The organism is Streptomyces sp. NPDC056600, assembly GCF_042792855.1.
Lineage (GTDB): Bacteria > Actinomycetota > Actinomycetes > Streptomycetales > Streptomycetaceae > Streptomyces.
This window is the reverse complement of the sequence record NZ_JBHTVQ010000109.1, coordinates 1-12,590: the sequence shown is the minus strand read 5'-3', so window position 1 is coordinate 12,590 and position 12,590 is coordinate 1. Positions and strand designations below refer to the sequence as shown.

Sequence of the window (12,590 nt, the reverse complement as noted above, 5' to 3'; positions counted from 1 at the left end):
GCCACGGCAGAGACCGTGGGGAACCGGCCACCGCCGCTGACGAGGCCCGCGTCGGTTCCCATGACAACGCGGACTCCGGCCTCGACGGAGCGGGCGACGGACTCCTGCGCGATGCGGTGCCGCGCTCGGCCTTGGCGTACACGGCCGGCGGCACCTGGGCGGGATCGGGCGTGGCCATCGTCTCCAGCAAGGCCGGCACAAGGAGCTGACCCGCGTTCCGCCATGGCCGCCCGGAGTCCGTCGGTCTGCGCGTAGCCGTGCTCGCCGCTGCGGGCCCCGCCATGGACGGCGGCAGCGACACCGGGTTCTGCGAGGGTGCGGCGGCGCTCGACATCGGCCACGAGCCGAGGGTCCAGCTCACCGTACAGCGCGGCGAGAACCGTACGAACGAAGTCCGCGAAGCCTTCTCCCCGCACAGCGATGGCTGTCTCCACAGGCAGCGGGCCCGACCCACAGCGACTGGTCAATGTTGACCACACCCCGGGTCGGACAACGAGCTGCATAGGCAGTCGCGAGTTCCGAGGCGAGCCCCCATGGCCACGCAGGTCGACGCGCAGCACGCGGAAGTGCTGCTGCAGGCAGACAGGGTCACAGAAGCTTCGGTTCTCGGTGATGCCGTGGACTGCCACGAGCAACGGTCCCGTGCCCTTGAGGCCGTACGCCAACTGGTCGTCAGGTGTCACGGCCACTCTCAGTTGCGGTGCGGCTTCGACGGATCGGCACTGGTTCAGGCTCGCAGCCGTGGCGACCGTGATTCTGGTCGGGTGCTTTCGTCAGGCTTTCCGGCCGTCAGTCATGGTCTGGGGCGGGTCAGTCGAGCGTGTAGTTGTACTTGGCGGCTACCGCCGCCATTGCCGACACGTCGGCTTCGGTCAGCGGGGGCCCCACTGTTCCGCGCGTACCTGGCGTTCCGATTTCCTGGAACATTCCGTCCATGCCGCCCGGTGTGTAGAGGAAGTACATGCGGGCGGGCTTGGTTCCACTGGTGTTCCGGAAGGAATGCCGGACCCCCTTCGGGACGTACACCACGCCGCCCGGCTCCACCTCGTACTCGTTGTCACCCGCCGCAATCGTGAGGTGACCTTCCATCAGGATGAACGTCTCGGACTCACCGTGGTGGGTGTGCGGGGGCGGGCCGGCATCGGCGGGCACCACGGCCTCGATGAGAGAGAGCTCTCCGTTCGTCTCCTTCGACGAGAGCAACGTCGTGTAGGTGTCTCCGACGAGGAAGACAGGTTTTCCCTGGTCCACTGGGACATGGAGAGGCGGGAGGTGGAGTGACATGAGAAACTCCTTGTACGTCACATGGAGCGTTCGGGTTCATACGTTTTCAGGCTCGTGCGGGATTCCGGGTGCGTGGATCTCTTGCACAGGTGCCCTCAGGCCCCGTGCCGCGCGGGCCGGCCGACACCTCCCGTCACCTCGGCGCTTCCCGCGGCCAGGCGCATGCCGCAAGGACGTCGCGCGACCGGGCGGCTGTCCCCGTCGTACCTGCCCGAGAGGAGCGCACAGAGAGAACGTTCGGTCTCACTAGATTCACACGCGGGGCGCCTGATCGTCAATACCGATCGTTCTGTCTCGCGCAGTACCGTGGTCCCTCGGCGCGGGGATGCCGATCGGCTGGCTGTGCCGGTTCGGCGTGAGCGGGCAGACACCGCGCACCGTCCGGGACGCGGGGCCGGTGATCTCCGAGCAGCAGCGCGCCGTCCTGGGGGCGATGGCGGGCCCGCAGCAGGACGTACCAGCTCCGGCCTCGCCACCACCGTGACGGTGGTGGCGGGGCCGAGGCTTCCGCGCGCGTCATCGGTTCCGGGATTCCGCGCCGGATCGTGGTGCCGCGCCCCCGTGCCACAGACGTCGGCGTGCGGTGGCCGCCCCATTCCGCTGGAGGCGCCGGTGACCACGGCCGTCCGGTCAGCCGGGACGTCATGGGGAAGGGGTTCGGAACAGTTGGCTGTTGAACCTGTTTGTGTGAGCGTAACGGTGTGCGAGTGCCTGTCGTTGTGGAGGTGTGGGAGCGGTCGAGGCGGTGGAGCACGGTGGCGGAGGCCGTCGCGCGCTGGCCGCTGCCCGTGTGGCTGGGCCGTTGCGGTCGTTGCGTGTGCCGTTCGTGGTGCGGGAGGCGTCCGGGTGCGCGATCCGGACCCGGCTGAAGGACCTGACGGCGCTGGACGTGGAGGTGCTGCGGCAGGGTCGGTGCTCATCTGGGTTCGCTGGCCTCGCGTGACCTGCGGCTCTACGGGCGGGCCGGCTTCGAGCGGAGTGTGGCGTCGTGGGCGGTGCGGAAGCAGGCGCTGACGGCCGCGTGTTCGTCGCGGTGGGCGGGTGCGGTCACCAAAGCCACGCACGACCAGTACGCGCTGGTCCGCCGCGCCCAGGCCGCCCACCTCCACCAGCTCCAGACCACCATCAACGCCATCCGCCACCGCCTCGCCCAGCCACTCGGAGCCAAGGGCGCCAAACGGGCTCCTGGCGGCTACCGGTCGGCCTTCGAGTGGAGGCAGAAGGCGCAGCGGCTGCGGGCGCTGGAGGCCCGGCACGCGGAGGTGAGGGCGGACTGGGAGGCGGGCCGGGTCCATGTGGTGCGGGGCGGCAAACGCCTGGCCACCACGCGCCACCATCTGGCGGAGGCCGGCCTCACCGAGGACGAGTGGCGGGCGCGGTGGGAGGCCGCCCGGGCGTTCCTGTCGGCGGACGGTGAGTCGGGCAAGAGGTTCGGCAACGAGACCATCCGTGTCGCCCCGGGCGGTGAGGTGAGCGTCAAGCTGCCCAGGCCGCTGGAGCATCTGGCGAACGCCCCGCACGGCCGGTACGTCCTCACAGGCCGGGTGGCGTTCGCGCACCGCGGTGAGGAGTGGACCGACCGCATCGACGCCAACCGTGCTGTCGCCTACGAGATCCGCCACGATCCGGTCCGGGACCGCTGGTACCTGACCGCGTCGTGGAAACGCCCCGCCGTTCAGGCTCTTCCGCTCGAAGCCGCACGAGCGCAGGGGGTGATCGGCGTGGACATGAACGCCGATCACCTCGCCGCCTACCGCCTCGACGCGCACGGCAACCCTGTGGGTGGGCCGCGCCGCTTCGCCTACGACCTCACCGGACCCGCGTCGCGTCGTGATGCGCAGTTGCGGCATGCGCTGACCCGGCTGATGCACTGGGCGGTGCGTGAGGGTGTGGGGGCGGTGGCGATCGAGGACCTCGACTTCTCCGACAGCACCACCCGCGAGAAACACGGACGCCGCAAGAGGTTCCGGCAAACGGTCTCCGGGATCCCAACCGGCCGGTTGAAGGCGCGGATCGTGAACATGGCCGCCGAGCACGGCCTGATCATCGTCGCCGTGGATCCCGCTTACACCAGCCGGTGGGGCGCCCAGCACTGGCAGAAACCCCTCACCGCCCCCACCCGTGCGATGACCCGGCATGATGCCGCGGCCATCGCCATCGGACGACGCGCCCTCGGACACCCGGTCCGGCGTCGGACGGCAACGCCCCCGCACGACCGGAGCGATCGTGCGGGACATCGAGCCGCCCAGACCGAACCAGGCACCCGCAGGCGTGAGGAAACCCGCCCCTCGATCCCCGGACAACGGACACGATCCGTCCCGCCGGACACCGAGGCGAAAGCGGGCGACCAGCGTGCCCAACACCGTTCGGGACACGCGGCTGAGAACGAGCCCTGGATCCAGGGCTCACTCCCGCTCAGTCTTTAAGAACGGTACTTCCTGTTGCTCAGGGTCAGGGTGATCAGGCGACGTCGTCGCAGGCTGTGGCGGCGGACTTGTCCTGCCAGGCCGTGAGGTCGTCCTGAAGGCGTCGGATCTTGACCAGCTGGCGTTCGATCGCGTCCCGGCCCAGGGCCAGGTGCCCGGGGAGCTTGTCCCTACTGGTGACCTCGTAGATCAGGGCGGCGCCCTTGACGGGGTCACCGAGCTGGGTGTGGTTGGCGGTGTCGATCCAGTCCAGGGTGTCGTGGGCGGGTGTGCCGTCGTAGGCCGGAATGCGCGCAGCGGCGGTTGACAGGGAAGTGCTGTCGAGGAAGTCGGTGCGGAAGACGCCGGGCTCCACGACCATGCTCTGGATTCCGAACGGCTCCAGCTCCACCGCGAGCGCCTCGCTGATGCCGACCACCGCGAACTTCGAGGCGCTGTACATGCTCACCCCGGGCTCGCCCTCGAAGCCGGAGCGGGAACCGATGTTCACGATCTTTCCGGCTCCGGCCGCCCGCATCGCGGGCAGGACCCCGCGGGTGACGTTGATCAGCCCGAAGACGTTGAGATCGAACAAGGACCGCGCCTCGGCGTCCGTGATCTCCTCCAGCGCCCCGAGCAGTCCGCGCCCCGCGTTGTTGACGAGGACGTCGATCCGGCCGAAGCGCTCCGCGGCCGCCTCGACGGCGGCGGCGATGTCCTCGCTGCGGGTGACATCGAGGGCGACACCGAGTACACGGTCGTGCCGGCGCAGCTCGTCCGGCAGCTTCCGCGGGTCACGGGCGGCGACCACGACGTTGTCGCCGCCGTTCAGTGCTGCCCGCGCGATCTCCAGTCCCAGCCCGCGGGATCCGCCGGTGATGAACCACGTTGCCATGAAGGTTTCTCCAAACGTTCGCTTCGCCCGGCCACCCGTGCGATGGCGGGCTGCGACATCCACTGAAGCAGCTCTGAGCAGGCAGAAGAGGCCTCAGAGGGGCCCACCTGATCGGGGGACAAAGTGGGCCACCCTTCCGCCGCCGAAGCCTCGGCGACTGCGCGACCCTGGAGGCATGGACCGTGAGCACCTCACCAGCGCACCCATGGCGGAATTCCTCCGTTCCGCCCGGACCCGCCTCACCCCACAGGAAGCCGGGCTCGACGACCCGGGCCTGGGCCGACGCCGGGTGGCCGGACTGCGTCGGGAGGAACTCGCCCAACTGGCCGGGGTGAGCGTGGACTACTACACCCGCCTCGAACAAGGTCGTAGCCGCAGCGCCTCCACGGAGGTCCTCGACGCGCTCGCCACCGCCCTGCACCTGGACGACGCCGAGCGCAGCCACCTGCACACGCTCGCCCGCCCCCGGCCCGCCCGGCGCCGCCGCCCCCGCCCCCAGCGGGTCCACCCCGCCACCTGGGACCTGCTGGAAGCCCTCCAGCAGACTGGGCGCCCCGCCTTCGTCCTCGGACGGCGCCTCGACGTGCTGGCCCACAACCCACTCGCCGGACGCCTGATCACCGACTTCCGCGCGCTGCCCGCGGCCGAGCGGAACCAGGCCCGCTTCGTCTTCCTCGACCCGCACGCACGCGAGCTGTACCGGGACTGGACCCGCGTCGCCGCCGACACCGCCGCCATGCTCCGCCTCGACGCGGGCCGCCACCCCGACGATCCAGCCCTGAGCGCCCTCGTCGGCGACCTGTCCATACGCAGCGAGAAATTCCGCCGCTTCTGGTCCGACAACAGAGTCCACCGGCGCACGACCGGCACCAAGGACTACCACCATCCGCTCGTCGGCGACCTCACCGTCACCTACCAGGCCCTCACCCCCGCAGACGACCCCGACCAGATCCTCTTCATCTACAGCACCCGACCCGGCAGTCCGTCCGAAACCTCCCTGCGCCTGCTGGCCCAATGGAGCAGTGAGTCAGCCAGTACCGGCAGCGTCACAGCACGAGCCCCGGGAACGCACGACTGACGCACGCCCGCTCCGGTCGTCAGGAGCCTTACTCGGCGTCAGATCGGTGGTGCGTGGTGCTGGTCGGTCGCCGGTGGCGGCCGTTCGGCCAGCGGTTTCTCGTTCCCGTGTTGCCTGAGCGGCCGCCAGGTTTCTGATTGCTCTCTGTGACCATGACTCCCTCGGGTGCTGCGGCCGCCGCCATCGTCGGACGATCCGGATCGCGGTTGTCCAGGGTGCGCTGTTCCTGGGTGAAGCGCGCCCCCCTTCGCCCATGGGCCGAGGCATTGCGGAGCCCTAACCTCGACGTATGGAAACGGACAAGGATGATCCCGCCGCCGAGAACGCGCTGGGAGGTTTCCTCCGCGCACGGCGTGCCCGGTTGCGCCCCGAGGACGTGGGAATTCCTGCCTCCGGTCGGCGCAGGGTGCCTGGGCTGCGCCGTGAGGAGGTCGCCATGCTTGCCGGGGTGAGTACCGACTACTACATGCGCCTGGAACAGGGCCGCGAACGGCATCCGTCGCGGCAGATACTCGAGGCCGTCGCGCGGGCGCTGCGGTTGGACGACGAAGCGGGGGCCCACCTGTTTCGCGTGGCCGCCCCGAGCACCCGCCGGACTCGCCCTGCGCCGCGCGTCGAACGCGTAGCCCCGCATGTGCGGCGACTCCTCGATACGTGGAGCGGCACGCCCGCCTTCATCCTGGGCCCCGCATTGGACATCCTGGCCCACAATCGGCTGGCAAGCGCCCTCCACGCCGGTTTCACCCAGTCCGACAACCTGCTGCGCATGACGTTCCTGGATCCGGCCGCGCGGCATTTCCACCTCGACTGGGATCGGGCCGCCGAGTCGACCGTGGCCGCGCTGCGGCGGTCGGCCGGCATCGACCCCGACGACCCTCGGCTGAGCCGGATCGTGGGCGAACTGTCCGTGAAAAGCGCCGACTTCCGCGTTCTGTGGGCACGCCACGACGTGCGCGGCAAGACGCGCGGGGCAAAGCTCTTCCACCACGCCCAGGTCGGCGACCTGGAACTGCACCACGAGACCTTCACCGTCAACAGTGCCCCCACTCAGCAACTCGTCGTCTACCAAGCCGAACCGGGCACGTCCTCCGCCGACGGCCTCGCCCTGCTCGGTTCGCTCAGTGCCGGCCCCGTGCCCGCACCGGAGGCGACGCCGGACGCTGTCTCGGGCTGAATGCGCGCGCGGCCGTGAGAAGCCCCCGCCTCGGCTCCGCGTTCCCGGGGTGCTAAACTGGGCCCCGCGTTCCGGGGCGTGTCAGCCTGGGCCCACTGCTCCGCACCTTGGGTGGATGTGGGGGAGAACAAGGCGCTGATCACGCCGGGCACCACAGATGCGCCGGGCGCTGAATCCCGTGGATGGCCGACCCTGCGGGTGCGGCATGGCCGGACGCTTGGAGGCCCCCTCCGCCGACGGTCGGCGTTCCCTTCCACAAGGCTGGGGTCATGAGCGACAGCACTCCTCTGGGGAATTTCCTCAGAGCACGGCGCGAAGCCCTCAAACCGCAGGACGTGGGCTTGCCGGAGCACGGGCGCAGGCGGGTACCTGGGCTGCGCCGTGAGGAGGTCGCCATGCTCGCGGGCGTGAGTTCCGACTACTACATGCGCCTGGAACAGGGCCGGGAGACCAGCCCGTCGCCCCAGGTGATCGACGCCATCGCCGCCGCCCTCCACCTGGACGACGAGGCACACGACCATCTTCGCCGACTCACCCGGGCGCCTCGCAGCGTTCCCGCCGGTCACCGTCGGATCAGCCCTCAGCTTCTGCGGCTGATCGACAACTGGTCCGACACCCCCGCCTTCATTCTGGGACCGGCCCTGGACATCCTGGCGCACAACGCGCTCGCCGCAGCCCTGCACAGCGGATTCCAGCGGTTCGACAACCTGGCCCGCATGACCTTCCTGGACCCGGCCGGGCGTACCTTCTACCAGGACTGGGACAAGGCCGCGAACTCGTGCGTGGCCGAACTGCGTGCGGCCTACGGATACGACCCCGATTCCCCGCGGATCACCGAAGTCGTCCATACGCTCTGCGCGAAGAGCCCCGAATTCGCCGAACTGTGGGCACGGCACGAGGTGAGGGGCAAGACCCAGCAGGCGAAGCACCTCGCGCACCCCGAGGTCGGCGCCCTGGAGATCGGGTTCTCGGCCTTCACCGTCAACGGCGCCCCGCACCAGCAACTGGTCGTCTACCAGGCCGAACCGGCGAGTGCCACCGCGGCTGCCCTCGCAGAACTCCGCTCCCGCTCCGATCAAGGGGGATCCGCACGGGTGGGGCGGGAAGCTCCCGGCGGGGTCTTCGGCAGCACCTGATGCGCCACGTTCCGGACGGGCGGAGCCCGTCCGCCGTCGGCACCCGCCGGGCACCCGCCGAGTAGGGCGGGTGCGGCCCCGACACGAATTCCGCGTGACCTACCGGCCGTGCGACCGGACGCGTCCCTGCCGGGCACGCTCGTCGCCTTCGCGGTAGAGCACCAGGTGTTCGTGGAAGAGAACGCCGTCGCGGATGTCGCCGGTGGCGGTGAAGCCGGTGTCGTCGACGTAGTCGAGGTGGTTGCCGGTGACGGTGTAGCTGCCTGTATAGGCGCTCTGCCGGTTTCCGCGGGCCTCGTCGTAGCGGCCGTCCGGGAGCAGCTCCTGGCGGATGAATCCGTCCGCGGTCACCCACATCCCGACGTACGGGTGAGGATCGCGGGGCGTGTCGTTGTTGGTCATGGCCCCATGGTCGGCCCCGCGGCCGAGGGCAACCAGGCCGCCGTCTCCCCCGGTGCGGGCATCCTGGGTGCGGTGCACCCACGATCGCGAGCGGTACGGCGCAGCGCATCAGGGTGTCGTCGTGGGCGAGTCTCCCGGACCCCTGTCGGAGCAGCGGGCCCGACCGTGGGTGCCGCGCACCTGGGATGACGGCGGCCTGGTTCCGATTCCGCCGTGCGACGAACCTGATGGTCACGCAGCTGCCGTAGCTGCCGAGCGGCTGCCGCCCACCTGCACCGGCGCCCGCTTCGCGCATCGGGCAGACCGATGAACCGAATTCCCTGAGGAGCACCATGACCATCACCGGCACCGTGAGCTGGAACCCGAAGGCCCTCGACGAGATCCTCTCGAACGAGGAGGGGCGCCCCGTCCTGTTCACCAACGCTCGGATCATGACGATGGACCCGCTGATCGGGACGATGACCGGCGCCGATCTCCTGTTCGTCGGCTCTCTACTGGTGGGCGTGGGCCCGGGCATCATCACCGCGGCGGGCGACGACAACGCCATCGTCGTCGACTGCACGGGCACGACCATCGTCCCCGCCGTCGTGGACACCGTCGCGCTGCTGGGCGGACGCGGCCACCGCTCCGAGTACGTCGCGACACTGACCCCTGGCAACACCACCGACTTCCTGGTGGTGCCCGACGAACTCGCCGCCGACGTGCCGAGCGCCATGGCCACCCTCACGACCCGGCCGGGGCAGGTCCGCGCGCTGGTCGCGGCCGGCCGGCCCGTCCTCTGGGCCGGCGCCGACGTCCCCGGCCGGGCCACCGCCCCCGAGGCGGGCATCCCGGCCGCACCGGAGATGACCGGCAGCCCACGGGTCGGCGTCTGGATCGACAGGAACGACTTCCTGCACCAGGAGCTCACTGCCGACGGTCGCTACGACGAGACCCGCGGCGGACGCCCGCACGCCTACCAGGGCCGCTACTGGATCGACGGCGACCGCATCGACTACCTCGACGACCTCGGCTTCTGGGCCTACGGAGAGTTCCAGGGCGACGAACTGCACCACGCGGGCTACGTCATGAAGCTGGGCTGACCTCTGCGCCCGTCGGCGCCCCCACAGTCCTTCTTCCAGTCCCATCCGCCGTACGGAAAGACGACCTCTCATGAACGTCGACGACACCACCAGCGCAGCCGTCCTCGAAGAGCTCCGGCGCCGCACCGCCGATCAGCGGCGCATCCTGTTCACCGGCGCGACCATCGTCACCATGGACCCCGACCTCGGCGTCATAGCGGGCGGGGACCTCCTCGTCGAGGGCGACACCATCGCCGCCGTCGGCCGTGACCTCGCCGCGGACGACGCCGTGGTCGTCGACGCCACCGGCACCATCCTCAGCCCCGGTTTCGTCGACACCCACCGGCACGCCTGGGAGGCCCAGTTGCGCCGGATCATGCCGGACGTCGACGACCTCGGTGGCTACGTCATGTCCACTCTGGCCGGCTACGCCACGGTCTACCGGCCCGAGGACATGTACATCGGCACCAGGCTGGCCGCCCTCACCGCGATCGACAGCGGCATCACGACCATGCTCGACTTCTCCCACAACTCCCGCACCCGCGAGCACTCCGACGCCGCCATCGAGGCCCTCGTCGACACCGGCATCCGCGGCGTGCACGCCTCCATGGGCCCTCACTTCGGTGAGTGGGACCGGCAGTGGCCCGGCGACCTGGCCCGCGTCAAGGACCGGTACTTCAGCAGCGACGACCAGCTGCTCACCCTGCGCCTGGCGACCCTGGCCACCGACGAGATCGCCGGCCCCGCACTCGCGTACGGTCCCGAACTCGCCCGCGTCGCCAAGGACCTGGGCATCGGAGTGAGCGTGGACGCCGTCTTCGGCACGTCCTCCTCGGAGGCGATCCTGCGCTGGGCCAAGGACGGCGTTCTCAGTCCCGACATCACCCTCATCCACGCCACCGGACTGACCTCCGACGCTTGGAAGGCGATGGGGGAGACCGGCACCACCGTGGCGCTGGCTCCCACCTCCGACGCCCAGATCGGCCTGGAGACCGCGATCCCCGCCATCGACGAGGCCCTGTCCGTCGGCATCCGTCCCGGCCTGAGCATCGACGTCGAAGTCGCCCTGGCCAGCGACATGTTCACGCAGATGCGGACCCTGCACGCCATCCAGCGGATGCGCGCCGTCAACGCCGCCTACGGCACCGACCAGCAGCCCTCCCGCATCACCACGCATGACGTTCTCGACTTCGCCACCCTCCAGGGCGCCCGCACCAACGGCCTGGCCGCCGTCACCGGCTCACTCACCCCCGGCAAGAAGGCCGACCTGCTGGTCTTCCAGGCCGAGGACATCAACAACATGCCGCTCAACGACCCGATCGGCACCGTCGTCCTGGGCTCCGACGCCCGCAACATCAGCGCCGTGCTCATCAACGGCGAGCCCCGCAAGTGGAACGGCAACGTCCTCGACGTCGACCTGTCCGCCCTGCGCGCCGAGGTCCACGCCTCGCGCGAGTACGTGCTGAACACCCCGGCCGCCTGAGAATCCGCCTTCATCGTCCCCCGGCCGGCCGCACGCCGGCCGGGGGACCCCATCACCCGACGGTGCCGTCGGCCGATCGCATCGCGCGCAAACACACGGGGCCGCCACCAGACGCCCCTTCGGGAGTTCCCATGTCCCACCCCACGACAACACCCGGGCACGCGGCCAAGAGCAGCACGCCCGACCAACCGCCGGGCTGGGCCCCGGTCGCCCCGACCACCCTCCTGCTGACCGCGCTCGGCGTCCTGATGGTCGGCCAGATGTACACCGTCCTGGCGCTGCTGAACCCCATGGCCGCCGCGCTCGGCTCCACACCCGGGCAGGCCACCTGGACGGCGACCGCGTTCGGCTTCTCCTACGCCGCCGGCTTCCTCCTCGCCGGCCCGCTCGTCGACCGCTACGGGCCACGCGCCGTGATCAGCACTGGACTGGTTGCCGCCGCAGCAGCCACCGCCGCGGTCGGCGCGGCCTCCGACCTTCCCACCGCCATCGCCCTGCGCAGCCTGCAGGGACTGACCGCCGCGACCTTCGCGCCCTCCGCCCTCTCCTACGTCGTGCACCACATCGCCCCGCGGCGCCGCGGCACCGCCCTCGCCTGCATCACCAGCGGCATGCTCGCGGCTGCCATCGTCATGCAGATCGGCGCCCAGACCGTCGCGGCTGGGCTCGGCTGGCGCGCGGTCTTCTGGCTCGGTGCCGCCCTGATGGCGCTGGGCCTGGCCCCGGTTCGCCGAGTGCTGCGACCCACCCCGCGCCACGGCACCGGCGGCGGCCTCCTGCAGGCATTCGCCGCCATGCCCCGGCTTCTGCGCCGGCCCCGGCTGGGCGCCCTCTACCTGTCCACCGTCGCCCTGATGTCCGCCTTCGTCGGCCTCTACACGGCGGTGGCCATCGCCGGACCGCCGAGTATCGCCGGTAACTCCGCTGCGGTCCTCGCCCTGCCCGCCCTGGTCGTCGTCCCCCTGCTCGCCCCCGTGCTCCAGCGGCTCCCCGCACCCCTGCGCGCGGTCCTCGGCTTCGCCCTGGCTGCCCTCGCCGTCGCTGCCGGCGCCTTCCTCGGCGGCCACACCGTTTCGCTGGCCGTCGCCCTGCTGCTGTTCGTGGCCGCCGTCGCCGCAGCGGCACCCGCCATCGTCGAGACCATCAACGCCAACGCCCCGCACGCAGGCGGCGCGGCGGTCGCCCTCTACGGATGCAGCATGTTCATCGGCGCCAGCCTGGGCCCGCAGCTCACCGACGCGCTCACCGGGTTCGGCTTCCGCGGCATCCTGCTCGTCGTCGCCGCGCTGCTCGCCCTGGGCGTCCTCCTGGCTCTTCCGGCCCTCGGCCACCAGCGGACCCCGTGACCTGGGCAATCCCCTTGATGACGGCGGCCGCGACGACGGCCCGTGCGGCGGGCGTGCTTCGGCAGTGGGCCGGAAGCGAAACCCGCATCCGATGCTGGGCGACTTCGGTCAGGATCCTGCCCTCTTTCATCAGCCACGGCCCGCCCACTGGCGACCTTCTCGGTCGCCGGCGCGGACAGCTCGTCTCGATGATGTTCGTGACCGCACCGGGACGGCTGATCATCACGGCGCGGGAGGCGTCGACCTCCTCGGTGTGCGCGCCGGCTCGCTCCGACATGAAGCGCTGGACGTCGGGAGCGATCGCGTGGTCCTGGCGGGTGACCAGG

The 12,590-nt window shown here is 70.6% G+C and carries 13 protein-coding genes; 10 read left to right on the top strand and 3 right to left on the bottom strand.

What is annotated here, in order from left to right:
- A partial coding sequence (locus ACFRAV_RS30575; protein WP_382560633.1) for a hypothetical protein occupies positions 1-209 on the top strand: 209 nt, incomplete at its 5' end.
- 601 nt (positions 210-810) lie between these two features.
- On the opposite strand, the gene ACFRAV_RS30570 is transcribed toward ACFRAV_RS30575, so the two are convergent.
- Positions 811-1,284: a cupin domain-containing protein gene (locus ACFRAV_RS30570; protein ID WP_382560630.1), complete on the bottom strand. Its 474-nt coding sequence runs from the start codon at positions 1,282-1,284 to the stop codon at positions 811-813.
- 355 nt (positions 1,285-1,639) lie between these two features.
- Between ACFRAV_RS30570 and ACFRAV_RS30565 the strand changes: the two genes are divergently transcribed.
- Entirely contained in the window at positions 1,640-1,768 is a 129-nt protein-coding gene (locus tag ACFRAV_RS30565) for a hypothetical protein (RefSeq protein WP_382560627.1), read from the top strand.
- Positions 1,769-2,279: 511 nt separating this feature from the next.
- Positions 2,280-3,710, top strand: coding sequence for an IS200/IS605 family accessory protein TnpB-related protein (locus ACFRAV_RS30560; RefSeq protein ID WP_382560624.1), 1,431 nt, complete (start codon positions 2,280-2,282; stop codon positions 3,708-3,710).
- Between the two features lie 34 nt (positions 3,711-3,744).
- On the opposite strand, the gene ACFRAV_RS30555 is transcribed toward ACFRAV_RS30560, so the two are convergent.
- Positions 3,745-4,584 carry an SDR family NAD(P)-dependent oxidoreductase gene (locus ACFRAV_RS30555; protein ID WP_382560621.1) on the bottom strand — a complete coding sequence of 280 codons (840 nt, stop codon included), beginning with the start codon at positions 4,582-4,584 and terminating at the stop codon, positions 3,745-3,747.
- 175 nt (positions 4,585-4,759) lie between these two features.
- Here ACFRAV_RS30555 and ACFRAV_RS30550 point away from each other — a divergent pair, with 175 nt between their 5' ends.
- From ACFRAV_RS30550 to ACFRAV_RS30540, 3 genes are all read left to right on the top strand, one after another.
- Entirely contained in the window at positions 4,760-5,662 is a 903-nt protein-coding gene (locus tag ACFRAV_RS30550) for a helix-turn-helix transcriptional regulator (protein ID WP_382560618.1), read from the top strand.
- 289 nt (positions 5,663-5,951) lie between these two features.
- Entirely contained in the window at positions 5,952-6,836 is an 885-nt protein-coding gene (locus ACFRAV_RS30545; RefSeq protein ID WP_382560615.1) for a helix-turn-helix domain-containing protein, read from the top strand.
- 269 nt (positions 6,837-7,105) lie between these two features.
- Complete coding sequence (locus tag ACFRAV_RS30540) at positions 7,106-7,972, top strand: helix-turn-helix transcriptional regulator (RefSeq protein WP_382560612.1); 867 nt, start codon at positions 7,106-7,108, stop codon at positions 7,970-7,972.
- Positions 7,973-8,071: 99 nt separating this feature from the next.
- Here the strand turns inward: ACFRAV_RS30540 and ACFRAV_RS30535 are convergent, their stop codons facing one another.
- A complete protein-coding gene (locus ACFRAV_RS30535) occupies positions 8,072-8,374 on the bottom strand; it encodes an Atu4866 domain-containing protein (protein WP_382560609.1) in 303 nt (100 codons plus the stop codon).
- A gap of 332 nt (positions 8,375-8,706) precedes the next feature.
- Here ACFRAV_RS30535 and ACFRAV_RS30530 point away from each other — a divergent pair, with 332 nt between their 5' ends.
- The 4 genes from ACFRAV_RS30530 to ACFRAV_RS30515 form a co-directional block, all read left to right on the top strand.
- Entirely contained in the window at positions 8,707-9,456 is a 750-nt protein-coding gene (locus ACFRAV_RS30530) for an Atu4866 domain-containing protein (protein WP_382560606.1), read from the top strand.
- 70 nt (positions 9,457-9,526) lie between these two features.
- Positions 9,527-10,918, top strand: coding sequence for an amidohydrolase family protein (locus ACFRAV_RS30525; RefSeq protein ID WP_382560603.1), 1,392 nt, complete (start codon positions 9,527-9,529; stop codon positions 10,916-10,918).
- 131 nt (positions 10,919-11,049) lie between these two features.
- Complete coding sequence (locus ACFRAV_RS30520; protein ID WP_382560601.1) at positions 11,050-12,264, top strand: MFS transporter; 1,215 nt, start codon at positions 11,050-11,052, stop codon at positions 12,262-12,264.
- Positions 12,261-12,590, top strand: a 330-nt coding sequence (locus ACFRAV_RS30515; protein WP_382560598.1) for a hypothetical protein, incomplete at its 3' end; no start/stop codon positions are given. The genes ACFRAV_RS30520 and ACFRAV_RS30515, both read left to right, overlap by 4 nt.

Excerpts from the sequence above, each read along its gene's own strand:
- ACFRAV_RS30570 (WP_382560630.1), bottom strand. The coding sequence starts at position 1,284 with ATGTCACTCCACCTCCCGCCTCTCCATGTCCCAGTGGACCAGGGAAAA.
- ACFRAV_RS30555 (WP_382560621.1), bottom strand. The coding sequence starts at position 4,584 with ATGGCAACGTGGTTCATCACCGGCGGATCCCGCGGGCTGGGACTGGAG.
- ACFRAV_RS30550 (WP_382560618.1), top strand. The coding sequence starts at position 4,760 with ATGGACCGTGAGCACCTCACCAGCGCACCCATGGCGGAATTCCTCCGT.
- ACFRAV_RS30545 (WP_382560615.1), top strand. The coding sequence starts at position 5,952 with ATGGAAACGGACAAGGATGATCCCGCCGCCGAGAACGCGCTGGGAGGT.
- ACFRAV_RS30540 (WP_382560612.1), top strand. The coding sequence starts at position 7,106 with ATGAGCGACAGCACTCCTCTGGGGAATTTCCTCAGAGCACGGCGCGAA.
- ACFRAV_RS30535 (WP_382560609.1), bottom strand. The coding sequence starts at position 8,374 with ATGACCAACAACGACACGCCCCGCGATCCTCACCCGTACGTCGGGATG.
- ACFRAV_RS30530 (WP_382560606.1), top strand. The coding sequence starts at position 8,707 with ATGACCATCACCGGCACCGTGAGCTGGAACCCGAAGGCCCTCGACGAG.
- ACFRAV_RS30525 (WP_382560603.1), top strand. The coding sequence starts at position 9,527 with ATGAACGTCGACGACACCACCAGCGCAGCCGTCCTCGAAGAGCTCCGG.
- ACFRAV_RS30520 (WP_382560601.1), top strand. The coding sequence starts at position 11,050 with ATGTCCCACCCCACGACAACACCCGGGCACGCGGCCAAGAGCAGCACG.